The sequence below is a fragment of the Streptomyces sp. CA-243310 genome, assembly GCF_050936775.1.
GTDB lineage: Bacteria > Actinomycetota > Actinomycetes > Streptomycetales > Streptomycetaceae > Streptomyces.
Window position 1 is genome coordinate 2,946,037 of sequence record NZ_JBNJMF010000002.1, and the last position, 26,472, is coordinate 2,972,508.

Annotated in this window: 23 protein-coding genes and 1 tRNA gene; 8 read left to right on the forward strand and 16 right to left on the reverse strand. The window is 72.2% G+C overall.

Going from position 1 to position 26,472, the window contains the following annotated elements; genetic code table 11:
• Positions 1 to 12 precede the first annotated feature (12 nt).
• A complete protein-coding gene (locus ACQEVM_RS30845; RefSeq protein ID WP_053681251.1) occupies positions 13 to 690 on the reverse strand; it encodes a response regulator transcription factor in 678 nt (225 codons plus the stop codon).
• 471 nt (positions 691 to 1,161) lie between these two features.
• Between ACQEVM_RS30845 and ACQEVM_RS30850 the strand changes: the two genes are divergently transcribed.
• The gene (locus ACQEVM_RS30850; RefSeq protein ID WP_433084412.1) at positions 1,162 to 2,652 is read left to right on the forward strand and encodes a peptide MFS transporter; all 1,491 of its coding nucleotides are present in this window, start codon (positions 1,162 to 1,164) and stop codon (positions 2,650 to 2,652) included.
• Between the two features lie 155 nt (positions 2,653 to 2,807).
• Here the strand turns inward: ACQEVM_RS30850 and ACQEVM_RS30855 are convergent, their stop codons facing one another.
• The 9 genes from ACQEVM_RS30855 to hutU all read right to left on the reverse strand — a co-directional run bounded on the left by ACQEVM_RS30855 (position 2,808) and on the right by hutU (position 13,394).
• Positions 2,808 to 3,158: a hypothetical protein gene (locus ACQEVM_RS30855; protein WP_433084414.1), complete on the reverse strand. Its 351-nt coding sequence runs from the start codon at positions 3,156 to 3,158 to the stop codon at positions 2,808 to 2,810.
• Positions 3,159 to 3,400: 242 nt separating this feature from the next.
• Positions 3,401 to 4,756 carry a hypothetical protein gene (locus ACQEVM_RS30860; protein ID WP_433084416.1) on the reverse strand — a complete coding sequence of 452 codons (1,356 nt, stop codon included), beginning with the start codon at positions 4,754 to 4,756 and terminating at the stop codon, positions 3,401 to 3,403.
• A complete protein-coding gene (locus tag ACQEVM_RS30865) occupies positions 4,753 to 5,847 on the reverse strand; it encodes a hypothetical protein (protein WP_433085489.1) in 1,095 nt (364 codons plus the stop codon). Before ACQEVM_RS30865 ends, ACQEVM_RS30860 begins: the two co-directional genes overlap by 4 nt.
• A gap of 110 nt (positions 5,848 to 5,957) precedes the next feature.
• Positions 5,958 to 6,968, reverse strand: a complete 1,011-nt coding sequence (locus ACQEVM_RS30870; protein WP_433084418.1) for a COG1470 family protein — start codon at positions 6,966 to 6,968, stop codon at positions 5,958 to 5,960.
• A 17-nt stretch (positions 6,969 to 6,985) separates the two neighbouring features.
• Positions 6,986 to 7,672: an LPXTG cell wall anchor domain-containing protein gene (locus ACQEVM_RS30875; protein ID WP_433084420.1), complete on the reverse strand. Its 687-nt coding sequence runs from the start codon at positions 7,670 to 7,672 to the stop codon at positions 6,986 to 6,988.
• Positions 7,673 to 7,919: 247 nt separating this feature from the next.
• Positions 7,920 to 9,098, reverse strand: coding sequence for an imidazolonepropionase (gene hutI, locus ACQEVM_RS30880; RefSeq protein ID WP_433084422.1), 1,179 nt, complete (start codon positions 9,096 to 9,098; stop codon positions 7,920 to 7,922).
• Between the two features lie 44 nt (positions 9,099 to 9,142).
• A complete protein-coding gene (locus tag ACQEVM_RS30885; protein ID WP_433084424.1) occupies positions 9,143 to 10,486 on the reverse strand; it encodes a formimidoylglutamate deiminase in 1,344 nt (447 codons plus the stop codon).
• Positions 10,483 to 11,673, reverse strand: a complete 1,191-nt coding sequence (locus tag ACQEVM_RS30890; protein WP_433085491.1) for an allantoate amidohydrolase — start codon at positions 11,671 to 11,673, stop codon at positions 10,483 to 10,485. The genes ACQEVM_RS30885 and ACQEVM_RS30890 overlap by 4 nt, the downstream gene beginning before the upstream one ends.
• A gap of 35 nt (positions 11,674 to 11,708) precedes the next feature.
• A complete protein-coding gene (gene hutU, locus ACQEVM_RS30895) occupies positions 11,709 to 13,394 on the reverse strand; it encodes a urocanate hydratase (RefSeq protein WP_433084426.1) in 1,686 nt (561 codons plus the stop codon).
• A 105-nt stretch (positions 13,395 to 13,499) separates the two neighbouring features.
• Here hutU and ACQEVM_RS30900 point away from each other — a divergent pair, with 105 nt between their 5' ends.
• Positions 13,500 to 14,840, forward strand: a complete 1,341-nt coding sequence (locus tag ACQEVM_RS30900) for a diaminopimelate decarboxylase (RefSeq protein WP_433084428.1) — start codon at positions 13,500 to 13,502, stop codon at positions 14,838 to 14,840.
• A gap of 19 nt (positions 14,841 to 14,859) precedes the next feature.
• Here the strand turns inward: ACQEVM_RS30900 and ACQEVM_RS30905 are convergent, their stop codons facing one another.
• Positions 14,860 to 15,432, reverse strand: a complete 573-nt coding sequence (locus ACQEVM_RS30905) for a TetR family transcriptional regulator (protein WP_433084430.1) — start codon at positions 15,430 to 15,432, stop codon at positions 14,860 to 14,862.
• A 105-nt stretch (positions 15,433 to 15,537) separates the two neighbouring features.
• Here ACQEVM_RS30905 and ACQEVM_RS30910 point away from each other — a divergent pair, with 105 nt between their 5' ends.
• On the forward strand, positions 15,538 to 16,692 hold the full coding sequence (locus ACQEVM_RS30910; protein ID WP_433084432.1) for an FAD-dependent oxidoreductase: 1,155 nt from the start codon (positions 15,538 to 15,540) through the stop codon (positions 16,690 to 16,692).
• 69 nt (positions 16,693 to 16,761) lie between these two features.
• On the opposite strand, the gene ACQEVM_RS30915 is transcribed toward ACQEVM_RS30910, so the two are convergent.
• Positions 16,762 to 17,604 (reverse strand): MurR/RpiR family transcriptional regulator, encoded by an 843-nt coding sequence (locus ACQEVM_RS30915; protein ID WP_351384432.1) that lies wholly within the window; start codon positions 17,602 to 17,604, stop codon positions 16,762 to 16,764.
• Between the two features lie 145 nt (positions 17,605 to 17,749).
• Between ACQEVM_RS30915 and ACQEVM_RS30920 the strand changes: the two genes are divergently transcribed.
• Positions 17,750 to 18,115 carry a hypothetical protein gene (locus tag ACQEVM_RS30920; RefSeq protein ID WP_433084434.1) on the forward strand — a complete coding sequence of 122 codons (366 nt, stop codon included), beginning with the start codon at positions 17,750 to 17,752 and terminating at the stop codon, positions 18,113 to 18,115.
• Positions 18,116 to 18,407: 292 nt separating this feature from the next.
• Here ACQEVM_RS30920 and ACQEVM_RS30925 read toward each other — a convergent pair whose 3' ends face one another.
• Positions 18,408 to 19,790, reverse strand: coding sequence for a cystathionine beta-synthase (locus ACQEVM_RS30925; protein WP_053681514.1), 1,383 nt, complete (start codon positions 19,788 to 19,790; stop codon positions 18,408 to 18,410).
• 134 nt (positions 19,791 to 19,924) lie between these two features.
• On the opposite strand from ACQEVM_RS30925, the gene ACQEVM_RS30930 reads away from it, so the two are divergent.
• From ACQEVM_RS30930 to ACQEVM_RS30940, 3 genes are all read left to right on the forward strand, one after another.
• Entirely contained in the window at positions 19,925 to 20,974 is a 1,050-nt protein-coding gene (locus tag ACQEVM_RS30930) for an SGNH/GDSL hydrolase family protein (protein WP_433084436.1), read from the forward strand.
• A 196-nt stretch (positions 20,975 to 21,170) separates the two neighbouring features.
• Entirely contained in the window at positions 21,171 to 22,391 is a 1,221-nt protein-coding gene (locus tag ACQEVM_RS30935) for an acetyl-CoA C-acetyltransferase (protein WP_433084438.1), read from the forward strand.
• Between the two features lie 481 nt (positions 22,392 to 22,872).
• A complete protein-coding gene (locus tag ACQEVM_RS30940; protein ID WP_433084440.1) occupies positions 22,873 to 23,688 on the forward strand; it encodes a hypothetical protein in 816 nt (271 codons plus the stop codon).
• Here the strand turns inward: ACQEVM_RS30940 and ACQEVM_RS30945 are convergent.
• The gene (locus ACQEVM_RS30945) at positions 23,672 to 24,055 is read right to left on the reverse strand and encodes a hypothetical protein (RefSeq protein ID WP_433084442.1); all 384 of its coding nucleotides are present in this window, start codon (positions 24,053 to 24,055) and stop codon (positions 23,672 to 23,674) included. The genes ACQEVM_RS30940 and ACQEVM_RS30945 overlap by 17 nt on opposite strands.
• Before the next feature lie 98 nt (positions 24,056 to 24,153).
• On the opposite strand from ACQEVM_RS30945, the gene ACQEVM_RS30950 reads away from it, so the two are divergent.
• Positions 24,154 to 24,384, forward strand: a complete 231-nt coding sequence (locus ACQEVM_RS30950) for a DUF4287 domain-containing protein (protein ID WP_351384444.1) — start codon at positions 24,154 to 24,156, stop codon at positions 24,382 to 24,384.
• Between the two features lie 160 nt (positions 24,385 to 24,544).
• On the opposite strand, the gene ACQEVM_RS30955 is transcribed toward ACQEVM_RS30950, so the two are convergent.
• On the reverse strand, positions 24,545 to 25,399 hold the full coding sequence (locus ACQEVM_RS30955) for a Bax inhibitor-1/YccA family protein (protein WP_433084444.1): 855 nt from the start codon (positions 25,397 to 25,399) through the stop codon (positions 24,545 to 24,547).
• A 717-nt stretch (positions 25,400 to 26,116) separates the two neighbouring features.
• Positions 26,117 to 26,198 (reverse strand) — tRNA-Leu (locus ACQEVM_RS30960).
• Positions 26,199 to 26,472 lie beyond the last annotated feature (274 nt).

Consider the following 26,472-nt stretch of genomic DNA (forward strand, 5'->3'; position numbering starts at 1 on the left):
ACTCAGTAAGTACTAGCTCTTCTCGAAGCGGAAGCCGACGCCCCGGACGGTGGCGATGTAACGGGGGTTGGCCGCGTCGTCGCCCAGCTTCTTGCGCAGCCAGGAGATGTGCATGTCGAGGGTCTTGGTGGAGGACCACCAGGTGGTGTCCCACACCTCGCGCATCAACTGGTCACGGGTGACGACCCGACCGGCGTCGCGGACGAGGACGCGCAGGAGGTCGAACTCCTTGGCGGTGAGCTGGAGCTCCTCCTCGCCCATCCAGGCCCGGTGCGACTCGACGTCGATCCGCACGCCGTGGGTGGCGGGCGGCTGGGAGGCCTCGGTGGCGCCGCGGCGCAGCAGGGCCCGTACCCGGGCCAGCAGTTCGGCGAGCCGGAAGGGCTTGGTCACGTAGTCGTCGGCGCCGGCGTCCAGGCCGACGACCGTGTCGACCTCGTCGGCGCGGGCGGTCAGGACGAGGATCGGGAACCCGTGTCCCTCGGCCCGCAGCCGTCGGGCCACTTCCAGGCCGTCCATTCCGGGCAGCCCGAGGTCGAGGACGACGAGGTCGACGCCGCCCTGCAGTCCCGCGTCCAGGGCGGTGGGGCCGTCCTCCCGGACCTCGACCTCGTAGCCCTCCCGGCGCAGGGCGCGGGCCAGGGGTTCCGAGATGGATGCGTCGTCCTCGGCGAGCAGTACACGCGTCATGTGGGTGATGGTAGTCCGCACGGGGTCAAAGGAGTGGCACGCCGATAGAGCCCTCTCCATCTGGGTACACGACGGACTTACGGCCTTCGAATGTGGCCGAACGGTTCCCTGCGAACCTGTGATCCATCTCTCAAGTCCTTCCATATCCCTCAGTGTCGTGTCGTATGGTGGCGAGACGCCTGATGCACTACTCCGGGGATCTTTGTGCCGAAATGCGCACCGAGATCCTCAACTTCTGCTCTGGTCGGTTCGACCGACCCAGATGACAGTGAATGACCTGTGGGCCGGGCCCTGCGCGCGAGATGCGCGGAGGGCGTGGATCCCGGTGACGACTGACCCTTCACCCCCGGCATCCCGGAGGGCGAGACCCCGGGGCGTGGGGTGGGACATTCGTCGCCGGTGCCGGCCACCCCCCACCGGGCGTCGTTCAGCTCACGAAGCCACGCGTCCCGAGCAGAACAAGGATCGACGATGGCTTCCAGCCTGACGAAGGACTTGCCCGGTACGGGCGAGAAGACCTTCCTCGGCCACCCCACCGGCCTGGCCTTCCTCTTCATGACCGAGATGTGGGAGCGCTACAGCTTCTACGGCATGCGCGCTCTGCTCGTGCTCTACCTGGCCACGAACGTGGCCGACGGTGGACTCGGGATGAACGACGCGACCGCGGTCGCGATCTACTCCGTCTACAACGCGATGGTCTACCTGCTCGCCCTCCCGGGCGGCTGGCTGGGCGACCGTCTCTGGGGTGCCCGCAAGGCCGTCGCCGTCGCCGGCGTCGTCATCATGGTCGGCCACTTCCTGCTGGCCGTACCGGCGACCATCTCGTTCTTCATCGGTCTGGCGCTCATCGCCGCCGGTTCCGGCGTACTGAAGGCCAACATCTCGACGATGGTCGGCCAGCTGTACACGGACAAGAACGACCCGCGCCGTGACGGTGGCTTCACGATCTTCTACATGGGCATCAACCTCGGTGCCTTCGTCGCCCCGCTGACCATCGGCTGGGTCGGCCAGGAGGTCAACTGGCACATCGGCTTCGCCATGGCCGGTGTCGGCATGGCCCTCGGCCTCGCCTGCTACTTCTTCGGCTTCCGCTACCTGAACCCGGTCTCGAACCAGGTACCCAGCCCGCTGAGTGCCGAGGAGAAGTCCTCCGTCCTCAAGAAGGGCCTGATCTGGCTGGGCGTCGCCGCCGCCGCCTACGCGATCATCGGCCTGGCCGGCATCTTCACGATCAACTACGCCCTGTGGCCGCTGACCATCGCCGGTCTCGTCCTGCCGACGTGGGCGATCCTGCGCATCAAGCGCGACAAGGACCTGTCGCAGGTCGAACGGTCCCGCATGTCGGCGTACGTCTGGTTCTTCGCGGCCGCCGCGATCTTCTGGGCGATCTACGACCAGACCGGTTCGACCCTCTCGCTGTTCGCCAAGAACAACACCGAGAGCAGCCTCTTCGGCTTCGACTTCCCTGAGAGCTGGTTCCAGTCGCTGAACCCGCTGTTCGTGATGGCTCTGGCGCCGATCTTCGCCTGGGTCTGGGTGGCACTGAACCGACGCTCCAAGGAGCCGAGCACCCTCGCCAAGTTCTCCTTCGCGCTGGTCGCCATCGGTGTCTCCTTCGGCATCATGATGATGGCCCAGGGCTTGGCCGCCGACGGCAAGGTCAGCCCGATGTGGCTGGTGAGCGTCTACTTCGTCCAGACGGTCGGCGAGCTGTGCCTCTCCCCCGTCGGGCTGTCGCTGACCACCAAGCTGGCTCCGCAGAAGTACGCCTCCCAGATGATGGGCGTCTTCTTCCTCGCGGTGACCGCCGGTGACTCCGCGATCGCCCTTCTCCAGCTGATCGGCGCACCGACGGACACCCAGGGCTGGTTCGCCAGCCAGGGCGCGCTGGCCATCCTCGCCGGCATCGCGATCTACATGTATCGCAAGAAGGTCCAGCCCCTCATGGGTGGCGTGCACTGACGCACTGACGCATGGGCAACGGCCCGGCACGCCTTTCGGCGTGCCGGGCCGATCCTTTTCGCTTTTCCGCTGCCAGAAGTCGCACACACGGGGTTCCGAGTAATCACGACTTTCACCGGAACCGAGATAGCGCAATCACCCCGGCTACCGACACCTCAGGCGCCGCGCACCTCGGAATTGAATCCGACGAGGAACGACTTGAATCCGCATCCGACCTTGGCCGCCCCGCCGGTCGAGGTCCAGCCACTGTAATAGGTCCGACGGACCACGTGCTCGCGAACGCCCTGCACCGTGTCACAGATGATCTTCGCGCGATGCTGCGCACCAGAGGGGAAGCGTCCGGAGCAGTTGGAGGTGACGTTCGGGCGACCCAGACGGTCCAAGTCAGCGGTCGCCTTGCAGCCGCCGTCGATCCCGCCGGCAGGAGCCGCGCCTGCCGTCGGCGCGCCGAACACCGTCAAGGCTGAGGCTGCGACCAGTGTCGCAACCGCATATTTCATCTTCATGCGATTTTCCGTTCCCCGATGAGAATTCAAAGCCGATCCGGAAGAGCCCGGGCTGGTCAAAACCCGCACCTGATCGACATCGAGAAAACTATCCACCAAGCGGGCACGTCACAAGAAATTAATTCGATACACGCCAGGCTCGGACATCATTGGCTTGATCCGTGCCCAGTGCGCGAAAGCGGTGCGCGCCCCGCCCTCTCGGAACGAAACGCGCACCGCCGTGTTCCTGTGGGCTCCCGCGGCTACCTCGTGCCGCGCAGGCGGCGCCACGGGGTGAAGGTGAAGACCGCCCCGCCGAGCAGGATCACCGTGCCGGCGACCAGGGCCAGGGCCTTGATGCCGCCGTCGTCCTGCGCGCCGGTCTCGGCGAGGCCGCCCGAACCCGAGGGCGTGCCCGCGCTCGTGCCGCCGGTGGAGGACGGTGAGCCGGATCCGCCGGCCTGGGCGGTGGTGTCCAGTTCCAGCGAGACGGCGCTGCTGGTGGCCTTGCACGGCACGTTGATGGGCGTGGAGCCCGGTGCCATGGTGACGTCGATGGTCAGTTGGTCGGGGGTCAACGTCACCTTTCCGGTCTTGCCCGGCTTGTAGGTGCCGGTCATGTCGCTGAGGCTGACGGGGGCCTTGTCGGGGATCGGCTCGGCGTTGGCAGGGCCGGAGACCTTGACCGTGCCGCTGTCGGCGCCGCCGAGCTTGACGTTCATCGAGGGCTTGAGGGCGCCGGCGGGCAAGGCCATGGGCGCGGCCATGGCGCCCTTGGCGGTCTTGACCGTCAGGTCGTAGGCGCCGCCGTTCTTCTTGGCGTTGACGGTGACCGGGGTCTTGATGCCGCCGGGGACGACCGGGCCGCAGTCGAAGGCGACCTCGACGGCCTTGCCCGGGAAGTCGGTCTGACCGCCGCTGCCGCCCGTGGTGGAGCCGGTGGTGGCGCCGCCGGTGGTCGCACCGCCGGTCGTGGCACCGCCGGTCGTCGCTCCCCCGGTCGTGGCACCGCCCGTCGTCGCCCCGCCCGTCGTCGCGCCGCCTGTGGTGGCGCCGCCCGTCGTCCCGCCCGTCGAGCCGGCGGAGACGTCGATGGTGGTCCCGCCCATCACGGTGCCCACGGGGGCGCACTTGGTGACGAAGGTCCCGAAGGGGAAGGAGACGGCGACCTCGTACCGGCCGGGCGTCAGGGTGATCTTCCCCGCCTTGGTCAGCTTGAGCTTGCCCTTCATGGTCGACATGACCATCGGGGCCTTCTTCGGGATCTCCGGGTTCTTCTTCTCCCCGACGACCTTCAGCTCGGCCCCGCCGCCGCTCACCGTGAACCAGCCGGTGGGCACCACGGAGTCCTTGGGGATCACCATCAGGTCGGTGTTGTTGGAGGCGGGCTTGACCGTCTCCCACGACACGTCGACCTCGTCGCCCACCTTGGCCGTCGCGGGTGCGCTGATCTTGGCGGTGGTCTCTCCCTCCACCGGGGCGCCGCCGCCGGCGGGCGGTACGCACTTCACCTTGAACGTGGCGTCGGCCGCCTGGGCGGGGGCGGCCGCCGCCAGGATGCCCGCGCCGCCGAACAGCAGCGCGACAGCCGCCGCGCTCACCCTCCGTTGGGTCTTCACGAATGTCCCTTCGTTGTCGGACGGTTCTCAGACGGTGCGGACGCCTGTGGGGCAGGTGGGCCTGGTGGTGCCTGGGGTCCCGGCGCGCTGTCCGGGGTGAACCACGGCAGGACCGCCGTGGTCGTCTGGAGGGAGGCCGCCGGGGTGTCGGCGGCGGGCGGCGCGGGCGGGGATCCGCGGCCGGCGGCGATGCGCGGCAGTCGGGCCGTCACCGCCGTCGCCGCCGCGTCGAGCGCATTGGCGCCCCGGTGGCGACCGCCGGTCGCGGTCCCGCGGGGTCGGACCCGGTCGACGACGGCCATGCCGACGCGGAAGACGGCGGCGGGGACGACCAGCAGGAGCAGGCCCCAGAAGAGCAGGACCCCGTACGGGCGGTCCACGCCCCACGGCTGCGTGGCCAGGACCTTGTCCCCGTACTTGAGGGAGACGGTGTAGTCGCCGTGGGCCCCCGCCGAAAGGGTGGTGTCCAGGCGGATCTCCGCCTTGCCGCCGGGCGGGACGGTGCCCTTCCACCGGGCCTCCTCCCACAGCGGGGCGAACACCCCGTGGGCGGTCCCGAGTTGGAAGACCGGGTCGGTGACGGGTGCGGAGCCCAGGTTTCCGACGACGACGGTGAACTTCCGGGTGGGCGGGGCGCCGAACCAGGTCAGGACCCCGTCGTCGCCCTCCAGCCGGACCCCCGTCAGTACCGCGAGACGGGCCGTACCGGAGTCGGTGGGCAGTTCGGCCACCGGGTGGTCGGTGATCTTCAGCGGTGCGGCGACGGTGGACTGGTCGCCGTTGACGGACGTCACGTTCACGACGCAGGGGCAGGGCTTGGGCGGTTCCACGACGGGGAGTCGGGCGGTGAACCGTCCGTCGTCGGCCACCGCGACGGCGACGCCGTCGGCGTTCGCGCAGCTGTTGGTGCCGCCGATCATGTTCTGTCCGCAGACCAACAGCATCACCATGGTCTTGGCCCGCCAGCCGGCGCCGGTGACCGTGATCCCGGTGCCCTTGGCGACCTCCTGGAGGGAGAGCGCCACCGTCGGCTTGGCCTCCGCGGCCTCGGCCGGGGCCGCCGGGAACAGGGTCAGGGCCACCAGGGCCAGGACCGAGACCACGAGGGCCGACGCCGCCGGCACCCTGGCGACGCGGGCTCCGGCCGCCCCGCCGCCCGTCCCGCCGACCTTGGCACTCACCTTGGCACTCACCTGGGCGCTCACCTGGGTGCTCCCGTCAACTCGTGCTCCGTCGGCGTGGGTTGCCTCGGTCGCGGTACGGACCCGGCCGGCGCCGGCGGCTCGCCCCGGGGCGTCCGTCGCGTGCGTACGAGGAGCAGCGCGGCAGCGGTGGTCGCGCCGAGGACGAGCAGTCCGAGGCCCGTCCGGCCGGCGAGACCCCAGGGCACGAACCATTCGGAGGCGCCGGCCGTGGCCCGTGTGCCGCCCGGGGCGGTGACGGTGAGGGTCAGTCGGACCTGGTCGAACACCGGTGCGCCGGGCCAGGGTTCGGTGAGTTCGACGCGCCGGCCGGGCAGCAGTTCGACCGGCAGGGCGTGGGCGGCGCGCCCCGGGACCTCGCCGAAGCGACCGCGCGCGTGGAGGGCGAGTTCGGGGGCGAGGGTCACATTGCCCCGGTTGACGAGGGTGTAGGCGACGCGCGTCGCCGCGCCCTTGCCGCGTACGGAGACGTTCTCGACGGTGAGGGCGGCCAGGGTGGGCCCGCCGACGCGCAGGTGGACGCGTACGCCGACCTCGTGGCCGGCCTCGGTGGCGACGATGGCGGCGGGGTGGTCGCCCGGCGGGGTCGCGGGGGGCACGGAGACGGTGAAGGGGACCACGGCGCGGGTGCGGGGCGGGATCCTCACGGTCGCGCTCGCTCCGAAGCTGAGCCAGGAGCCGGCGTCGGTGGACCGGCGGGCGGGGCGTACGGCGAGGGCCCCGTCGGCGGCGTTGTCGGCGTCGGCGCCGCGCAGGGTGAGGGTGCGTTCCCGGTCGGTGGTGTTGGTCAGGGCGAGGCGGTCCTCCAGCACGCTGCCGGAGGGGCCGGCGAGGTAGAAGTACGGGCGTACGGCGCCGGCGGACCGTCCGGCGGCCGGTTCGGCGGTCCAGCCGGGCTCGTCGGCGACGGCGGCGGGCGCGCCGAGGAGCAGCGCGGCGCCGGCGAGCAGCGCCGACCCGAGGCGCCGGAGCGTGGGATCGAGGCGTCGGGGGGCGGGGGGTGCGGGCATGGGCGGGGCCGCTCCGTTCAGGACCGGGCCTGCCGGCCGCGCCGGGTCAGCCAGAGCACGCCGGCGGCGCCGGAGAGCAGCACGGTCGCGCCGAGGGTGCCGAGCGCGAGGGCGGAGTCGGCGGGGCCGGTCTGCGGGAGGCTGTCGCCGCCCGCCGCCGTGGACGCGGGGGGTGGGGCCGCGGCGCCGCCGGGGGCGGTGACGTCCAGTTCGAGGGAGGGCTTGGGGCTGTTGCCGGGGGTGCAGGTGGTGGTGGTGCCCATGGCCTTGATGGTGAGCACGCCGGCGGTGAAGGTGACCTTGCCGCTCTTCTTGGGGGTGTAGGTGCCCGAGAGGTCGGTGATCTTGATGGGGGTGTCGGCGGGCACGGCCTCGGGGTTGGGCGGGCCGGAGACGGGGACGGAGTCCTTGTCGGCGCCGCCGACGAGGATGACGGCGCCGGGGCTCATCGCGCCCTTGCCGAGTTCGATGGGGCTGGAGGAGACGCCCTTCTGGAAGGACATCGTCAGCTTGTAGCCGTCGCCGGCCCTGACCGCCTTGATGTCGATGGGCGAGACGGCCGACTTGTCCCCGATGGGTGTGGCGCAGTTGTAGGCGACGTCGACCACGTCGGCGTGGGCCGGGGGCGCGAGCGTCAGGACGGCCGCCGATCCGGCCAGCGCGGAGGCCAGCGCGAGCGCGGTGGTGCGTGTGCGGTGGGACACCTTCGTCTTCCCCTCGAACCGTGAACCGTGGATGTCCGACAAGTTACTGACGGCACATCAGATTGGTGGCTCAAGGTACGCCGGGGGCCTTGCGGAGGGAAGACACGGGACGGGCCCGGATCGGCGGCCGGTCGGCGGGGGTTCGACGGCGCGTCGGACGCACCTGTTTCGGCCGGCTCGGCCCGGTGCGGGCCGAGCCGGTGGGTGCCGGTGCGGGCCCGTGGTGCTCGTGCGGCCCGTGCTCGCGTCAGACGGCGCGGGTCCCCCGCTGCCAGACCGCGGCGACCAGCGGGACGCCGGGGCGGTAGGCGAGGTGGACGTGGCTGGGGGCGTCCAACAGGACCAGGTCGGCGCGGGCTCCGGGGGCGAGTGTGCCGATGTCGGTGCGGCGCAGGGCCCGGGCACCGCCGGCGGTGGCGGACCAGAGCGCCTCGTCGGGGGTCATCCGCATGTCCCGGACGGCGAGCGCGATGCAGAAGGGCATCGAACTCGTGTAGGAGGAACCGGGGTTGCAGTCCGTGGACAGGGCCACGGTCGCGCCCGCGTCCAGGAGCCGGCGGGCGTCGGGCCACTGGGCGCGGGTGGAGAACTCGGCGCCGGGCAGCAGGGTGGCGACGGTGGTGGCCGAGGCCTGGCCGAGGGCGTCGACGTCGGCGTCCGTGAGGTGGGTGCAGTGGTCGGCGGAGGCCGCCTCCAGCTCGACGGCGAGCTGGACGCCGGGGCCGTGGGAGAGCTGGTTGGCGTGGATGCGCGGGATCAGCCCGGCGGCGGCGCCCGCGGTGAGGATCGCGCGGGCCTGGTCGCCGTCGAAGGCGCCCTTCTCGCAGAACACGTCCACCCAGCGGGCGTGGGGGGCGCAGGCCGTCAGCATCTCGCCGGTGACCAGGTCCACGTAGCCGGCGGGGTCGTCGGCGTAGTCGGGGGACACGATGTGCGCGCCGAGGTAGGTGACCTCCTCGGTGTGCGCGGCGGCGATGCGCAGGGCGCGGGCCTCGTCGGCGACGGTGAGGCCGTAGCCGGACTTGGTCTCGAAGGTGGTGGTTCCCTGGCGGCGGGCCTCGTCGAGGTGGCGCAGCAGGTTGGCTTCGAGCGCCGCGTCCGTGGCGGCGCGGGTCGCGGCGACGGTGGTGCGGATGCCGCCCGCGGAGTAGGCGCGCCCGGACATCCGGGCGTTGAACTCGGCGGTGCGGTCGCCCGCGAACACCAGGTGGGAGTGGGAGTCGACGAAGCCGGGGACGACGGCACGGCCGTGCGCGTCGAACGCCTCGTCCGCGGCGGGCGCCCGGTCGGCGGGGCCGACCCAGGTGACGCGCTCGTCCTCGATGACGACGGCCGCGTTCTCGATCAGGCCGAGGGGGCTGCCGTCCCCGAGGGCGGGGTCGTTGGTGACGAGGCTGCCGATGTTCGTGATGACGGTCGTGGTCACGGGGGTTCCTCTCAGAGCGTGTGGTCCCGCCGCAGGCGCCCGGGTCAGCCGCGCAGGGCGGCGATGGATGTGGCCAGGGCGGACGGGACGTCCGGGATCAGGGCGTGGGCGCCGTCGCGGACGATGTGCCGGCCGCCCACCACGGTGTGGCGGACGTCGGCGGCGGACGCGGCGAACACGGCGGTCTCGGCCGCCAGTCGGGGCAGCGGACCGGCGGTGCGTACGGAGTCCAGGGCGATCGTGGTGAAGTCCGCGAGGGCGCCCGTCTCCAGCCGGCCCGCGTCGGGCAGGCCCAGGGCGGCGTGCCCGTCCTCGGTGGCGGCGGCGAGCAGGGCGTGCGCCGTCCAGTGGCCGCGGGTGCGGCTGCGCAGCCGCTCGTTCAGCTCCATCGCGCGGGCCTCTTCGAGGAGGTCGATCACGGCGTGGCTGTCGCTGCCGAGGGAGAGGGGGCTGCCGGCGTGTTGGAGGCGGGTCGCGGGGCCGATGCCGTCGGCGAGGTCGCGTTCGGTGGTGGGGCACATGCAGGTGCCGGTGGAGGTTCCGCCGAGCAGGGCGATGTCGGTGTCGGTGAGGTGGGTGTTGTGGACGCCGGTGGTGCGGGGGCCGAGCACGCCGTGGTCGGAGAGCAGTTGGGTGGGGGTGCGGCCGTGGGCGGCCCGGCAGGCGTCGTTCTCGGCGGTCTGCTCCGAGAGGTGGACGTGCAGGGGTGCCCGTCGCTCCTCGGCCCATTGGGCGACGGTGGCCAGTTGGTCGGCGGGCACCGCGCGCACCGAGTGGATCGCGGCGCCGACCAGGGCGTGCGCGCGGGGCTTGAGTGCGGTGACCCGTTCGGCCCAGGCGTCGGCGGTGCCGTCGGAGAACCGCCGCTGGTGTGGTTCGGGTGCCTTGCCGAAGCCCGAGGAGAGGTAGGCGGTGTCGAGGAGGGTGATGCGGATGCCGGCCGCGGCGGCGGCCTCGATCAGCGCCTCGCCCATCGCGTTGGGGTCGGCGTAGGGGGCTCCGCCGGGCGCGTGGTGGACGTAGTGGAACTCGCCGACGTTGGTGATGCCGGCCAGGGCCATCTCCGCGTACACCGCGCGGGCCAGCGCGAAGTAGCTGTCGGGGGTGAGGTTCTGGGCGGCCTTGTACATGAAGTCGCGCCAGGTCCAGAAGGTGCCGCTGCCGACCTGGACCGTGCCCCGCAGGGCGCGGTGGAAGGCGTGGGAGTGCGCGTTGGCCAGGCCCGGGACGGTGAGCCCGCGCAGCACCTCCGTCCCGGGGGGCGGGGTCGGGGTGTCGGTGCGCAGGGCGCCGATCCGCCCGTCGGCGGTGACGTCCAGGGCGACGCCCGGCTCGACGTGGGTGCCGAGCCAGGCGTGTTCCAGCCAGTACGTCTTGTGCGCGGTCACCTGCACGCGAGTCCTTCCAGTACGTCGGCGAGGGCCAGGACTCCGGCCACGCAGTCGTCCTCGGCGGCGAACTCCTTCGGGGAGTGGGAGACGCCGCTCGGGTTCCGTACGAACAGCATCGCGGTCGGGACGGCGGCGGAGAGGATTCCCGCGTCGTGTCCCGCGCCGGTGCCGAGGACGGGCAGGGATCCGCCGAGGAGCCGGTCGAGTTCGTCGCGCAGGGCGTGTTCGAACTCGACGACCGGGGTGAAGGACTCCCGGACGATGTCGAGGTCGATGCCGTCCTGGTCGGCGCGTTCGCGGGCGGCCTTCTCGATGGCGGTGACGACCGTGTCGAGGGTGGCCTGGTCGGCGGCGCGCGAGTCGAGCCAGCCGCGGACCAGCGAGGGGATGGCGTTGACCCCGTTGGGCTCGACGGCGATCTTCCCGAAGGTGGCGACGGCTCCGGCGAGGGCCGCCTCGGTGCGGGCGGCCAGCACGGTCGCCGCGTAGGTGAGCATCGGGTCGCGGCGGTCGACGAGGCGGGTGGTGCCCGCGTGGTTGGCCTCGCCGTGGAAGTCGAAGCGCCAGCGGCCGTGCGGCCAGATCGCGGAGGCGATGCCGACGCGGTCCCCGGACAGGTCGAGGGCCCGGCCCTGTTCGACGTGGAGTTCGACGAAGGCCCCGATGCGGGCGAGGCGCTCGGGGTCGGCGCCGATCGTCTCGGGGTCGTACCCGGCGGCCTCCATGGCGCGGGGCAGGGTGATCCCGTCCGCGTCGCGGAGTTCGTACGCCTTCTCCTTGGTCAGTTGCCCGGCCGCGAGGCGGGAGCCGACGCAGGCGAGGCCGAAGCGGGCCCCTTCCTCGTCACCGAAGTTGGTGATGGCCAGGGGCCTGGAGAACTCCGCTCCCCTCCCGCGGAGTTCGTCCAGGGCCGCGAAGGAGGACACCACGCCGAGGGGGCCGTCGAAGGCCCCGCCGTCGGGGACGGAGTCCAGGTGCGAGCCGGTGACGACGGCGTCCCCCGCGAGGGGGTCGCCGAGCCAGGCCCACTGGTTGCCGTTGCGGTCGGTCTCGTAGGTGAGGCCGCGGGCCTCGGCCTGGGCCTGGAACCAGGTGCGGCAGTCGGCGTCGGCGCCGGTCCAGGCGTGCCGGCGGTAGCCGCCGGAGTCGGCGTGCCGGCCGATGGGGGCGAGCTCGTCCCACATGGAGTGGAACGAGGTCGCCCCGGCGGGGTGGTCGCTCACGCGTCGTCGCCCTCGCGCATCGGGATGCGCACGTCGCGCTCGTCCGCCACGGACTCGGCGATGTCGTAGCCCGCGTCGACGTGGCGGATGACGCCCATGCCCGGGTCGTTGGTCAGGACGCGGCGGATCTTCTCGCCGGCGAGCTTCGTGCCGTCCGCGACGGTGACCTGGCCGGCGTGGATGGAGCGGCCCATGCCGACGCCGCCGCCGTGGTGGATGGAGACCCAGGAGGCGCCGGAGGCGACGTTGACCATGGCGTTGAGCAGCGGCCAGTCCGCGATGGCGTCGGAGCCGTCGAGCATGGCCTCGGTCTCGCGGTACGGGGAGGCCACGGAACCGCAGTCGAGGTGGTCGCGGCCGATGACCAGCGGGGCGGCCAGGGTGCCGTCGGCGACCATCTCGTTGAAGCGCTCGCCGGCCTTGTCGCGCTCGCCGTAGCCGAGCCAGCAGATGCGCGCGGGCAGGCCCTGGAAGTGGACGCGTTCGCCGGCCATCTTGATCCAGCGGTGCAGCGACTCGTTCTCCGGGAAGAGTTCGAGCAGCGCCTTGTCGGTCTTGTGGATGTCCGAGGCCTCGCCGGACAGGGCGGCCCAGCGGAAGGGGCCCTTGCCCTCGCAGAACAGCGGGCGGATGTAGGCGGGGACGAAACCGGGGAAGGCGAAGGCGCGGTCGTAGCCGGCCAGCTGGGCCTCGCCGCGGATGGAGTTGCCGTAGTCGAAGACCTCGGCGCCGGCGTCCATGAAGCCGACCATGGCCTCGACGTGCGTGGCCATGGACTCGCGGGCGCGGGTGGTGAAGCCCGCCGGGTCCTTGGCCACGTAGTCCGCCATGTCGTCGAAGTCGACGCCGACGGGGAGGTAGGCGAGCGGGTCGTGGGCGGAGGTCTGGTCCGTCACGATGTCGATCGGGGCGCCTTCGGCGAGCATCTGCGGCAGCAGGTCGGCCGCGTTGCCGAGCAGGCCGATGGAGAGCGGCTTGCGGGCGTCGCGGGCCTCGACGGCCAGCTGGAGCGCGTGGCGCAGGTTGTCGGCCTTGACGTCGAGGTAGCGGTGCTCGATGCGGCGGTCGATGGCGCGCGGGTCGACGTCGATGCAGATCGCGACGCCGTCGTTCATGGTGACGGCCAGCGGCTGGGCGCCGCCCATGCCGCCGAGGCCGGCGGTGAGGGTGATCGTCCCGGCCAGGGTTCCGTTGACCCCTCCCTTACCCGTTGAATGCAGCTTGGCGGCGACGGCGGCGAAGGTCTCGTAGGTGCCCTGGAGGATGCCCTGGGTGCCGATGTAGATCCAGGAACCGGCGGTCATCTGGCCGTACATGGTGAGGCCGAGGTGCTCCAGGCGGCGGAACTCCTCCCAGTTGGCCCAGTCGCCGACCAGGTTGGAGTTGGCGAGCAGGACGCGCGGCGCCCACTCGTGGGTCTGCATCACGCCGACCGGGCGGCCGGACTGGACGAGCATCGTCTCGTCCTGCTTGAGGGTCTGGAGGGTGCGGACCATGGCGTCGTACGAGCGCCAGTCGCGCGCGGCCTTGCCGGTGCCGCCGTAGACGACGAGCTTGTCGGGGTGCTCGGCGACCTCGGGGTCGAGGTTGTTCTGGAGCATCCGCAGGGCGGCCTCCTGCTGCCATCCCAGGGTGCTGAGTTCGGTGCCTCGCGCGGCCCGTACGGGGCGGGGTCCTGACATGGCGGGTGCCTCCTCCGGTGTAGGTGAATCCATTCACATCCTTCCTTCCTGAATAGATTCAGTCAACAGCTGCGGCCGGCCCCTTCGGATGATGGGATGGCGGACATGGCCGCCGACACGCACGCGCAGAGCGCCGCCACCCGCCGGGACCGGGCCGTTCGGGCCGCCGTCCGGCAGGGTCTCCTCGCCACGGAACCGCTGGTCTGCCTGCTGGACACCGCCGGGATCCGCGCGTCGGCCGACGCCCTGACCCGCGCGTTCGCCGACGCCCTGCCGGCCGGCGCCCCCGTCCTGCACGCCTTCGCGGTGAAGGCGTGCCCCCTGGTCCCCGTGCTCCGGCTGCTGTCCTCCGTCGGGGTCGGCTGCGAGGTGGCGAGCCCCGGCGAGCTGGCCCTGGCCAGGGCGGCCGGGGTCGCGCCCGAGCACACCGTGCTGGACTCCCCCGCCAAGACCCCGGTGGAACTCCGCGAGGCCCTCGCCCTGGGCATCGCCGTCAACGCCGACAACCCGCAGGAGCTGCGCCGCATCGACGCCCTGGTCGCGGCGGCCCCCACCCGCTCCCCGATCGGCCTGCGGATCAACCCGCAGACCGGCGCGGGCGCCATCGACGCCCTCTCCACGGCCACCGCCACCTCGAAGTTCGGCGTCCCGCTGCGCGACCCGGGCGCGCGCGAGTGGCTGCTGCGGGCGTACGCGGACCGGCCGTGGCTGACCCGGCTGCACACCCACTCGGGCTCCCAGGGCGTGCCCCTGCCGTTGATCGCGGAGGGGGTGCGGGAGCTGTACGCCCTGGCCGAGGAGATCAACGCGGCGGCCGGGCGCCGGCAGGTCGACACGCTCGACATCGGAGGCGGTCTGCCGGTGAACTTCTCCTCGGACGCCGAGACCCCGACGTACGCGCGGTACGTGGCGGCCCTGCGGTCCGCCGCGCCCGGCCTGTTCTCGGGCGCCTACGGCCTGGTCACCGAGTTCGGCCGCTCCCTGACCGCCAAGCACGGGCTCGTCCTGGCGCGGGTCGAGTACACGAAGACGGCCGGCGGCCGGCCCATCGCCGTCACGCACGCCGGGGTCCAGGTCGCCACCCGCACGGTCTACGCCCCGGCGGCCTGGCCGCTGCGGATCCTCCCGTACGACGCGAAGGGCCTCCCGAAGACCGGGACCCCCGTCCCCCAGGACGTCGCGGGCCCGGCCTGCTTCGCGGGAGACCTGCTGGCCACGGCCCGGGAGCTGCCGGAACTGGCCCCGGATGACCTGATCGCCGTCCCGGACACCGGCGCGTACTTCTTCACCGCCCACCACGGCTACAACAGCCTCCCCCGGCCGGCGATCCACGGCTTCGCGGTGGAGGCGGCCGGAGCGGTCCGTTTCACCCCGGTCCGCCCGGCGCAGCCGCTGTCCGCGATCGTCGCCGAGGCGGGCGGCGCGCACCCGGACGCCCTCCTCTGAAACCGCGGGGGTCCGGGGGTCAGTCCGACGCGGCGAGCGTCGCGCGCACCGCCGGGGTCAGCCCGGCGACCACCGCGTCCGCGCTCAGCGACACCACCCCCGGCAGCCTCAGCAGGTAGCGGGCCAGCCCCAGCCCGAGCAGTTGGGCGGCGACCAGGCCGGCGACCCGCGCCGCCCGCTCCGGGCCCAGCGCGGCGGCCAGCGCCGGCGCGACCTGCCCGGCGAACGTCTCCCGCATTCGCTGCGCGGCCCGCTCGTTGGTGACGGCCGAGCGCATCAGGACCAGGAGCGCGTCGTCGGACGGGTCCCCTTCCCACCGCTCGACGAAGTGGCGCACCAGCGCCTGCGGCAGGTCCGACTCCGGCACGGCGCCCAGGTCCGGCAGCCGCAGGTCCACGGCCAGGGCCGCGTCGAACAGTTTCTCCTTGTTGCCGAAGTACCGCATGACCATCGACGGGTCGATGCCGGCGTCGGCGGCGACGGCCCGGATCGTCGTGCGCTCGTACCCCTGTGCGGCGAATCGTTCGCGCGCCGCCCGCAGGATCGTCGCCCTGGTCTGCGCGCCCCTGCTCCCCACCTCGTGTGCTGCCATGTCAACGAATGTAGGCCAACGATCGTTGACATGCCACCGAAGCAGGCGCACCCTGAAGTCAACAGTCGTTGGCCAACAACCGTTGGCAACCCGAGGAGGCACCCCGTGACCCGTCCCGCACTCCCCGCCCGCACCGAGATCGCCGTCGTCGGCGCCGGCCCCACCGGCCTCGCGCTCGCCATCACCCTCGCCCGGGCCGGCATCGACTTCGTGCTCCTCGACCGGCAGGCCGAGGGGGCCAACACCTCCCGCGCGGCCGTCGTCCACGCCCGCACGCTGGAGGTCCTCGACGAGCTGGACCCGTCCGGCGCCCTCTCCGCCGAACTGATCGGCCGCGGCATCCCCGTCACCCGGTTCCGGATCCGCGACGGCGCCCGCGTCCTGACCGCGATCCCCTTCGACGGGCTGCGGACCGCCCACCCGTACGCGCTGATGGTCCCCCAGTACGAGACCGAGGCGGTGCTGCTCGACCGGCTGCACGCACTGGGCGGCGAGGTCCACCGCCCGTACCAGGTCACCGACCTCACCCAGGACGACCACGGCGTCACCCTGACCACCGCGACCGGCGAGACCCTGCGCGCCGATCACGTCGTGGGCGCCGACGGCATGCACAGCGTCGTCCGCGAGGCGGCCGGGATCGGCTTCACCGGCAGCTCGTACGAGGAGTCCTTCGCCCTCGCCGACGTCACCATGGACTGGACGCCGGGCCGACGGGAGGTCTCGCTGACCTTCGGCGCGGCCGGGCTGACCGTGGTCGCCCCGCTGCCCGGCGAGGACGGCCGGCGCTACCGGATCGTCGCCACCGCGGACAAGGCACCGGCCGAACCGGACCTCGGCTTCGTCCAGGCGCTCCTGGACGAGCGCGCGCCCGGACAGGCCCGTGTCACCGGGGTCCTGTGGTCCTCCCGGTTCCGCGTCCACCACCGGGTCGCCGACCGCTACCGGGCCGGACGGATGCTGCTCGCCGGGGACGCCGCCCACGTGCACAGCCCGGCCGGCGGGCAGGGCATGAACACCGGCATCCAGGACGGTCACGCCCTCGGCCGGGCCCTCACCAACGGCCGGCTGGACACGTACGAGGCGACGCGCCGCCCCGTCGCCCTGCGGGTGGTGGCCTTCACCGACCGGATGACCCGCGTCGCGACCACCCGCAACCCGGTCCTGCGCGCCGTGCGCAACACCGCGCTGCCCGCCCTGGGCCGCATCCCGGTGTTGCGCGACCGCCTCGCCAACGAGCTCGCCGAACTCGACTACCGCTGAGCGGCGACCCGGACCCGCCCTCCGCGCGCCCCCACTCCACTGCCTGCTCCTGCGCCTGCTCCCCGCCGCCTACTCCACGAACAGCCCGCGCGCCGCGGCCCGGGCGTCGAAGGCCTCCAGGCGCGCCTGGGCGTCCGGCAGCGCGTCCGCCATCGCCTCCAGCAGCACCCGACCCAGCAGCATCGGAGCGCATGCCGTGTCGAAGGCCAGCCCGGTTCCGACCGGCGCCGGGATCAGCAGGTCGCTGTGGCGGGCCACGGGGGCGAACGCCGAGTCGGCGACCGTCACCACGGTCAGCCCGGCCGCCCGCCCGTGTTCGAGCGCGTCCGCCACCTCCCGCGGGTGCCGGGGCAGCGCGAAGCACAGCAGCGCCGACGCCCCGGCGGTCACGGCCGCGTCGATCCGGTCGGCGAGCATGGAGCCGCCCTCGTCGAGGAGCCGTACGTCGGGGTGGACCTTGGCGGCGAAGTACGCGAACCCGCGCGCCTGCGAGGACGCGGCCCGCAGGCCGAGCACCGGCAACGGGGTCGATCCCGCCAGCAGCCGTCCCGCCTCCACGACCGGCGCGGGATCGGCGAGCATCGCCGACAGCCGGCGCAGGTTCTCGATCTCGCCCTGGACCGCCTGCTGGTACTCGTTGTACGCGTCCGCGCTCCCGCCCTCGCCCTGCCCGACGGGCGCCACCTCGCGCAGGTGTCGGCGCAGTGCCGGGTACCCGTCGAAGCCGAGCGCCACCGCGAACCGGGTCACGGACGGCTGGCTCACTCCGGCCAGTTCCGCCAGCTCCACGCTCGACAGGAACGGCACCTCCGCCGCCCCGCGCACCATGCAGTGCGCGATCCGCCGCTGCGTCGGCGTCAGCCGGTGCCCCTCGAAGAGCTTCTGCAGCCGCGCGGCCGGGCTGTCGCTCATCCCGTCCCCCTCCGTCCCCGTCCCGGTGAATATTCAGTCACCGAGCACTCTGCATGCGGTTATGCAGGACGGCAAGCGCCGGCCGCTCCGCGAGACGGGGGCCAGCCCCAGTGCCGGGGCGCCCGGCGCTGCCTAGCCTGGGCGCATGGAACGCCAAGAGCTGAAGAAGGAACTCGACGCGACGCTGGACGCGCGGCGGGAACTGGGGCCCGAGTACGAGTCCGCGCTGGTGGACTCCTTCGTCGAGAAGGTGGACGTCCAACTCCGCCGGCGCCTGGCCGAGGAACGCCTGGCGTCGGCCCGCGGCGATCACCGTGCGACCTCCCCGGACACCAACTTCGCGGAACGCTTCGGGTTCGCCATCATCACGCTGGTGCTGGCGATCCCCCTCTCCGCCATCGCCGCCGTCCAGACCGGGTTCAAGGGCCTGCTGGTGGCGTGGGCGGGCATCGTGGCGGTGAACTTCGTCCACGCGACGAAGTCCCTGCGCCGCGGCCCCCAGGGCGAGTGAGCCGAAGGGGCGCGGCCGGGGAACCCGAAAAAACATAAGCGCGGGGACCGCCGCACCCCGGTTGCCCGGGGGCGGGACGACGGCGGTCCCCGCGATGGACACGGGCCGGGTCAGGGCCGTCCGCGTCCATGGCGTCGTCACGGTCCGGGAGCCGCTCCGGAGCCACGCCGACACCAGTCGGTGGGCCGGCGAGGAGCGTTTCGCGTTCTCGCCGACAACCACCACTGTGCCGGGGCCGTGTTAAGCCGGTGCTGCCGTCACGTGTCGGGCCCGTACCGTTTGCGCGTCGGGCTTACTTCGCGCCCTTGGCGAGGAACGCGAGCAGGTCCTGGCGGCTCACGACGCCGGTGGGCTTGCCCTCGACCAGCACGATCGCCGCGTCGGCCTCGCCGAGGACGGCCATGAGTTCGGAGACGGGTTCGCCGGATCCGACCTGCGGCAGGGGTGCGCTCATGTGCTTCTCCAGCGGGTCCCCGAGGGAGGCACGCTGGGCGAACAGCGCGGCCAGCAGTTCCTTCTCGACGACGGAGCCGATGACCTCGGCGGCCATGACGTCGGGGTGACCGGCGCCCGGCTTGACGATCGGCATCTGCGAGACGCCGTATTCGCGCAGGACCTCGATGGCCTCGCCGACGGTCTCCTCGGGGTGCATGTGGACGAGGGAGGGGATGCCGCCCTCCTTGTCCTTGAGGACCTCGCCGATGCGGGCGGAGGGGCCCGCCTCCTCCAGGAAGCCGTGTCCGGCCATCCACTCGTCGCTGAAGATCTTGCTGAGGTAGCCGCGGCCGCTGTCGGGCAGCAGAACGACGACGACGTCGTCCGGGCCGAGGCCTTCGGCGGCGCGGAGCGCGGCGACGACCGCCATGCCGCAGGAGCCGCCGACGAGGAGGCCCTCCTCCTTGGCGAGGCGGCGGGTCATCTGGAAGGAGTCCTTGTCGGACACCGCGATGATCTCGTCGGTCACGTTCGGGTCGTAGGCGGTCGGCCAGAAGTCCTCGCCGACGCCTTCGACGAGGTAGGGGCGGCCGGATCCGCCGGAGTAGACCGAGCCCTCGGGGTCGGCGCCGATGACCTTGACCTGGCCGCCACTGACCTCCTTGAGGTAGTTGCCGGTGCCGGAGATGGTGCCGCCGGTGCCGACGCCCGCGACGAAGTGGGTGATCTTCCCGTCGGTCTGGTCCCACAGCTCGGGGCCGGTGGTCTCGTAGTGCGAACGGGGGTTGTTCGGGTTGCTGTACTGGTCGGGCTTCCAGGCGCCGGGCTCACGCGCGAGGCGGTCGGACACGTTGTAGTACGAGTCCGGGTGCTCGGGGTCGACGGCGGTCGGGCAGACCACGACCTCCGCGCCGTACGCACGCATCACGTTGATCTTGTCCATGGACACCTTGTCAGGGCAGACGAAGATGCACTTGTAGCCCTTCTGCTGGGCCACGATGGCGAGTCCTACACCGGTGTTGCCACTGGTCGGCTCCACGATGGTGCCACCGGGCTTGAGGGCACCGCTCTGCTCGGCGGCCTCGATCATCCGGACGGCGATGCGGTCCTTGACCGATCCGCCGGGGTTGAAGTACTCGACCTTGGCCAGGACGGTCGCCTGAAGCCCTTCGGTCACACGGTTGAGCTTCACCAGCGGGGTGTTGCCGACGAGGCTGATCATCGAGTCGTGGAATTGCACCATGTTCTCCAAGGAGGGGACTCCACGGGTTCTCCGGGAGGTCCGGCCAGAGTATGCGGAAAGGGATTGACCGACCGGCACTACGGGGCAGGTAGGTCTTCGAGGCCAGGCACGGAAGCGAGGTGGCTTGAAGGGTGTCCAGGGCGAGGACGGCCCGCCGGATCGCGGCGGGCGCGGCGTACGGCGGGGGCGGGCTCGGGCTCGTCGGGGCCGCCGCGGTGGGTTTGGTGTTGGCGGAGGTGCAGTTCGCGAAGCGGACCGTGGGCACCGGGCTGCCGGATCCGCCGCGTGCGGACGGCCTGTACGGGAGCGAGTTCGGCGGGCCCGAGATGAGCCCGGGGCCGCTGCGGATGGGCATGCTGGGCGACTCCACGGCGGCCGGGCTGGGGGTGCGGCGGGCCCGCCAGACCCCGGGCGCCCTGCTGGCGTCGGGGCTGGCGGCGGTGGCGGAGCGCCCGGTGGAGCTGCGCAACGTGGCCCTGTCGGGGGCGATGTCGGACGACCTCGACCGGCAGGTGGGCCTCCTCCTCGACGGTGTGGAGGCGGGCTCGCCGGCCCCGGACGTCTGCGTGATCATGATCGGTGCGAACGACGTGACGCGCCGGATGCCTCCCACCCAGTCGGTCCGGCTGCTCACTGCGGCCGTCCGTCGGCTGCGGCTGGCGGGGGCCGAGGTCGTCGTGGGCACCTGCCCCGACCTGGGCACGATCGAGCCCGTCTACCAGCCGCTGCGCATGCTGGCCCGGAGGGTCTCGCGCCAGTTGGCCGCCGCGCAGACGATCGGTGTCCTCGCCCTGGGCGCCCGTACGGTCTCCATGGGGGACCTGCTGGGCCCCGAGTTCGCGGCGAACCCGCGTGAGATGTTCGGACCGGACTCCTACCACCCGTCGGCGGAGGGGTACGCGACCGCCGCGATGGCCGTCCTGCCGACGCTGTGCGCGGCGCTGGGCCTGTGGCCGGAGTCCGACCGCCTCGACGTCTCGCGCGACGAGGACATGCTGCCGGTGGCGAAGGCGGCGTCCGCCGCGGCGGGCGAGGCCGGCACGGAGGTCACGGCGGCCCGGGGCCCGTGGGCCCTGCTCAAGCACCGGCGCCGTCGGCGGGTGCCGACCGATCCGGACATCGGCCAGCCGGGCGAGGGAGAGACGCCGGCGGGTCTCTCCGGCAGCCGGACGGGCGCGTAGGCCGCCCTTTCAGGATCTTGCCGGGCCGCCGATCGGCCCGGGGGTCCGGGTGCACGGCGTCCGGATCCGGCTCGCGGGACCCGCCGTGAGCGCAGTGCGGCCCTCATCACATGCCGAGGCCGGTGACCTCGACCGTACGGGCCGGTAACTTCACATGCGGTCCGACACGAGCCGCAACGCACCCCTTGGAGTCCCGATGCCCGAAGCCGTCATCGTTTCCACCGCCCGTTCCCCCATCGGGCGCGCCGGCAAGGGGTCGCTCAAGGACGTCCGCCCGGACGACCTGACGGCGCAGATCATCCAGGCCGCCCTGGCCAAGATCCCCGGGCTCGACCCGCGCGAGATCGACGACCTGATGCTGGGCTGCGGCCTTCCGGGCGGCGAGCAGGGCCACAACCTGGGCCGCATCGTGGCCGTGCAGATGGGCATGGACCACCTGCCGGGCCTGACGGTCACCCGCTACTGCTCCTCCTCGCTCCAGACCTCCCGGATGGCGCTGCACGCCATCAAGGCGGGCGAGGGCGACGTGTTCATCTCGGCGGGCGTCGAGACCGTCTCCCGGTTCGTGAAGGGCTCCTCGGACGGCCTGCCGGACACCCACAACCCGTTCTTCGCCGACGCGGAGGCCCGCACCGCCGCGGTCGCGCAGAGCGAGGGCGCCTCCTGGCGCGACCCGCGCGCGGACGGCCTGGTTCCGGACGCGTACATCTCGATGGGGCAGACGGCCGAGAACCTGGCCCGCGTCAAGGGCGTGACCCGCGCGGACATGGACGAGTTCGGCGTCCGTTCCCAGAACCTGGCCGAGGAAGCCATCAAGAACGGCTTCTGGGCCCGCGAGATCACCCCGGTCACCACCCCGGACGGCACGGTCGTCTCCACCGACGACGGGCCGCGTGCGGGGGTCACGCTGGAGGGCGTCCAGGGTCTGAAGCCCGTCTTCCGCCCGGACGGCCTGGTCACGGCCGCCAACTGCTGTCCGCTGAACGACGGCGCCGCGGCGCTGGTCATCATGAGCGACACGAAGGCGCGCGAGCTGGGCCTGACCCCGCTGGCCCGCATCGTCTCCACCGGTGTCACCGGCCTCTCCCCCGAGATCATGGGTCTCGGGCCGGTCGAGGCGTCGAAGCAGGCCCTGAAGCGGGCCGGTCTGACGGTGGACGACATCGACCTGTTCGAGATCAACGAGGCCTTCGCGGCCCAGGTCATCCCCTCCTACCGGGACCTGGAGATCCCGCTGGAGAAGCTGAACGTCAACGGCGGAGCCATCGCCGTCGGTCACCCGTTCGGGATGACCGGTGCCCGCATCACCGGCACCCTGATCAACAGCCTGCAGTTCCACGACAAGCAGTTCGGTCTGGAGACGATGTGCGTGGGCGGCGGCCAGGGCATGGCCATGGTGATCGAGCGACTGAGCTGAGCGGCTGAGCCGAGCGACTGAGCCGAGCCGGAGCGGCGACCCGGCGAAACAGGGGCCCCCTCGCGTCGAGGGGGCCCTTCGCTCCGTCCGGATCGCCGGGGCGCGGGGCGGGGGCGAAAAGTGGTCAGGCCGTGCGGTAGTGGGCTCGGGACGCTGTGCGACGGCGTCGCAGGCTCCCGCTTCGGGCCGGCGCCCACCTGATCAAGCTCGGCGCCCAGACGCCGTAAGGATTTCCGCCGCCTGGCGCCCGCCGTACTGACGCCGAATCTAATCCCGTCGCGGCCGAGCTGTGACCGAATCTCCCCCAGGATGTGACCTTTGTCCCGGGGGTTTGGCGTTTGCGCAGGTCAGACGGTACCCACTGGAGGCCACAGGGCCCAAAGACCTGTCCAATTCATGACGTAATGCACTGCCTGCCATTCCCAGCAGAGGTCAAGCTGATGTAGGAAGTCGGGGGATCGAATCAACCGGGAGTTAGTCAGTGAGCGCCATGTCTCTTGCCCTGCTGCTGACCACGGCCGCTGCCACGGCCGTGGGCGCCGCTGCGCTGCACGCCGTACACGGACTGCGAAAGCAGGTCACGGCCCTGCGCGGCGAGCTCGTCGTGTCGTCGCACCCGCACGGTGCGACCGTCCCGCATGCCCGCAGCGCCGTGGAGTCCCCCGCGGCGGAGATACGAGCCGCCGTGGCCGAAGCCCTCGCCGAGGAGCGCGAGCGCGAGCTGGCCGAGGCGCGGGCCTTCTGGGCCGCGCAGGAGGCCCGTGACGCCGCCGACGCCCCCTCGCTGCTCGGCGGCCTTTCGGGGCTCGGCGAGGAGAACCCGGTCTTCCTGCCCCGGCAGGCGGACATGGTGGGCCTGGAGCCGCTCCTGGGCGACGAGATCCTCGACGAGTACCCGGAGGATTCCCCGGAGCTGGCGGCGGCCCGTCGGCGCCACCCCTCGCACCCCGACTTCGTGCCCGTGCAGGCCTCCCACCCGGGAGCGGACCACGAGCGCACGGTGAACCGCCTGGAGGAGCTCGCGGAGGCCCGTACGGCCCTCGCGGACGTCCGTCCGGGCCCGCTGGGCACCCTGGACGTGTACGTCTTCACGGACGGCACCACGCTCTGCATGACCCCGGGGCACCGGGAAACCGCCGAGCGCCTCTCCGAGGCCTTGCGTTCGGGCACCGCGCCGGTCCTGCTGGGCGGCTCGGGGATCTCCGGCGCCTACGCGCTGACGTTCTCCTGCGGTGACTCCGAGGATCCCGACAGCAACGTCTACATCCTCGCGGACCGCGTCATCGCATCGCTCTGATCTCCGCCTGTTCCACCAGTCGCACGGCCTCGTCCAGCATCGCGGACGGGGCCTTCGCGTCGTCGGTGGCGGGTGCGTCGTCGGTGGCGGGTGTGGTGGCGCGCAGCGCCTCCACGAGGTCCAGTCCGGCGACCGCCACCTGGTCCCCGACGACGAAGAGGCCCGCGTCCGGAACGACACGCGCCGGAGCCGCCCCCGCTCCCGCGGCGCTCGCGGCGGACTCCAGCCGCTGGGCCCGTACGGCCAACTCGCGGGCCAGTTCCAGCGCCTCGGCGGCGGCGCCGCGCTGGAGTCGGCTCTGCGGTGCGGCCCGCAGCCGGTCGGCGAAACGTTCGACCACGAGGGTCAGGGGCGAGGTATCGAGCACCCGGCCGACCTTACGCGGCGCCCGGGCACCATTGCCAACGGGCGAACGCTGAGGCACGGTGTCGTGAAGAGAACACGGCGATACCTCCGGAGGCGCCCATGTCCGTAGAGTTCTCCGAGCAGACACACCGCAACATGATCGACAGAATCCCCTTGACCACCGGTCGTGAACTCTCCGACTGGCTCCGCGCCGTGGACGACGGTCCCTCCCTCGTCCGGTTCGAGGAGAAGGTCAGTTGGCTGCGCGGCGCGCACGAACTGTCGTACGGCCAGGCCAAGGCGATCATCCACGAGTACGACCTGCGCAGGGCCGCCCGCAGACTGGGCTGAACCCCTGTCACCGTCGCCGCCCCTGCCCCTGTCACCGTCCCGAGTCCCCGACCGGCTCCGCATCCCCCACGCGTACGCGGGAAGGCCCCGCGAGCATCGTGCTCGCGGGGCCTTCCCGATGCCGTGTGGGCGTCCGCCCGGGGGCCTGTGGCCGGTACGACTAGTCGTCGCCGGAGAGGATCGAGAAGAGCCGCAGCATCTCCAGGTAGATCCAGACCAGGGTCGTGGTGAGGCCGAAGGCCGCCAGCCACGCCTCCTCGCGCGGGGCGCCGTACGTCACGCCGTCCTCGACCTGCTTGAAGTCGAGGGCGAGGAAGCAGGCGCCGAGGATGATGCCGATGACGCCGAACAGGATGCCGAGGCCGCCGCTGCGGAAGCCCAGACCGTTGCCGCCCGCGAAGACCGAGAAGAGCAGGTTGACGACCATGAGCAGCATGAAGCCCATGGCCGCCGCCATCACGAAGCCGTAGAAACGGCGGGTGACGCGGATCCAGCGCATCTTGTACGCGAACAGCACGCCGGCGAAGACGCAGAGCGTGCCGAGCACGGCCTGGATGACCACGCCGGAGCTGATGTAGGTGCTCACCGCGGCGCTGATGACGCCGAGGAAGACACCCTCGAAGGCCGCGTAGGCGAGGATGATCGCCGGCGAGGCCTTGCGCTTGAAGGACTGGACGAGCGCCAGGCCGAACGCGATGAGCATCGCGACGATGGCGATGCCGTACGACTTGTTCAGGTTGGCCGCGTCGACCGGCAGGGCGAGCCAGGCGATGGTCGCGGTGAGCGTGAGCACGCCGAGCGTCATGGCCGTACGGCTCACGACGTCGTCGATGGTCATCGCACCGGAACGCGCCGGTGCCTGCGGCATCCCCGTGGCGGGGTCCGTGGCGTAAGGGTTCGTCGCGTACGGGTTGGTCGCGGTCCCGGCCTGCGCCTGCTGCGCGTCGAAGCCCGCGTAGCCGCCGTTGTCGCGGCTGAACCCCCGTCGCGAGAAGACCGGGTTACTGCTCCTCATCTCACTCCTCCATGGCCACCGTGCGCAGCCTTAGCAACAAGAGTAATGCGCTAGCAAAGGAATCACCCTACTGCTGGAGGAGGATCTTTCCCCCTCTCACAGGAGCCCAAAAAGGGCAAGCGGGACCCCGGCCCGCGCGGGGCGACCGGGACGTCGGAGCATACGGCCGCAAGGCCTGCGATGCCCTGCGGACCGGCCGTGACGCCCTTCCGGAGCGGCTCGGGCGCCGGGCCGTCGCGTCCTTGATCCGCGCGATCCGCGTATCGCCCGATATCCCCGGTCCGAAACGCCCGGCCATTCGAGGCCCGTCGAATCGCGGGGCATTCCGACACATCCGAAAGGGCGCTTTCCCGGACCTCGACCCACGGCCCGCATTCACCGACCCGCCCCGCGGTCGAGGCGCCTCGACCGCGGAGGCCCGACCACCGCCGCGGGAGGGGCGGTCGGGCGAGATCTGCGCCCGGGACGGACGAACGGGCGGGCGCGGGCGGGCGGGCGGGCGGGCGGGTGCGGGCGCGCGCACGGGTCGGGGCACGCTCGGAGGGCAGGGCCGTCAACGGGGCCCGTGGCGGGCGGAGTCGGGCACGGGACGGCCGAACACCCGGGTGGGGCAGGGTCGTCGGTCGGTCGTGGTCGCGTCCCGACAGGACGACGGCGGGGGCGCCCCCAGGGCACCCCCGCCGTTCGCGTGTTTCCCGTCCGCACAGAGCGTGGTCGTGCCCGAAGCCGGACTTGAACCGGCACGGCCCGAGGGCCAGCGAGGTTTAAGCTCGCCGTGTCTGCATTCCACCATCCGGGCAGGGCGTGGCGGCCCCCGTGGAAAAAGCCTTCAACGCTGCGTCGACCCTATCCGGAACGCCCCTGCCCCGACCTGGGCTTCTGCCCGATGTTGTCTGATTTTATTGGCGCTTGAGGGACCGTCAGGCCCGATAACGCGTTGTCGGCACCTTCCCGACGACGATCACCCCCGCGATGGGAATGACGGGATTTCGCCGCCGCACGCCACCCGGTCGCCACCGGTCCGCCACCCCGGACCGATCCGCGCCCCCGAACGGCCGGCGCGACGGTCGACG

What these genes read in the sequence shown, in the direction of transcription:
- ACQEVM_RS30855 (WP_433084414.1), bottom strand. Translation starts at nt 3,158, where the DNA reads ATGAAGATGAAATATGCGGTTGCGACACTGGTCGCAGCCTCAGCCTTG.
- ACQEVM_RS30955 (WP_433084444.1), bottom strand. Translation starts at nt 25,399, where the DNA reads ATGAGGAGCAGTAACCCGGTCTTCTCGCGACGGGGGTTCAGCCGCGAC.
- ACQEVM_RS30915 (WP_351384432.1), bottom strand. Translation starts at nt 17,604, where the DNA reads ATGAGCGACAGCCCGGCCGCGCGGCTGCAGAAGCTCTTCGAGGGGCAC.
- ACQEVM_RS30845 (WP_053681251.1), bottom strand. Translation starts at nt 690, where the DNA reads ATGACGCGTGTACTGCTCGCCGAGGACGACGCATCCATCTCGGAACCC.
- ACQEVM_RS30905 (WP_433084430.1), bottom strand. Translation starts at nt 15,432, where the DNA reads ATGGCAGCACACGAGGTGGGGAGCAGGGGCGCGCAGACCAGGGCGACG.
- hutU (WP_433084426.1), bottom strand. Translation starts at nt 13,394, where the DNA reads ATGTCAGGACCCCGCCCCGTACGGGCCGCGCGAGGCACCGAACTCAGC.
- ACQEVM_RS30870 (WP_433084418.1), bottom strand. Translation starts at nt 6,968, where the DNA reads ATGCCCGCACCCCCCGCCCCCCGACGCCTCGATCCCACGCTCCGGCGC.
- ACQEVM_RS30950 (WP_351384444.1), top strand. Translation starts at nt 24,154, where the DNA reads ATGTCCGTAGAGTTCTCCGAGCAGACACACCGCAACATGATCGACAGA.
- ACQEVM_RS30935 (WP_433084438.1), top strand. Translation starts at nt 21,171, where the DNA reads ATGCCCGAAGCCGTCATCGTTTCCACCGCCCGTTCCCCCATCGGGCGC.
- ACQEVM_RS30920 (WP_433084434.1), top strand. Translation starts at nt 17,750, where the DNA reads ATGGAACGCCAAGAGCTGAAGAAGGAACTCGACGCGACGCTGGACGCG.
- ACQEVM_RS30850 (WP_433084412.1), top strand. Translation starts at nt 1,162, where the DNA reads ATGGCTTCCAGCCTGACGAAGGACTTGCCCGGTACGGGCGAGAAGACC.
- ACQEVM_RS30900 (WP_433084428.1), top strand. Translation starts at nt 13,500, where the DNA reads ATGGCCGCCGACACGCACGCGCAGAGCGCCGCCACCCGCCGGGACCGG.
- ACQEVM_RS30890 (WP_433085491.1), bottom strand. Translation starts at nt 11,673, where the DNA reads ATGTGGGACGAGCTCGCCCCCATCGGCCGGCACGCCGACTCCGGCGGC.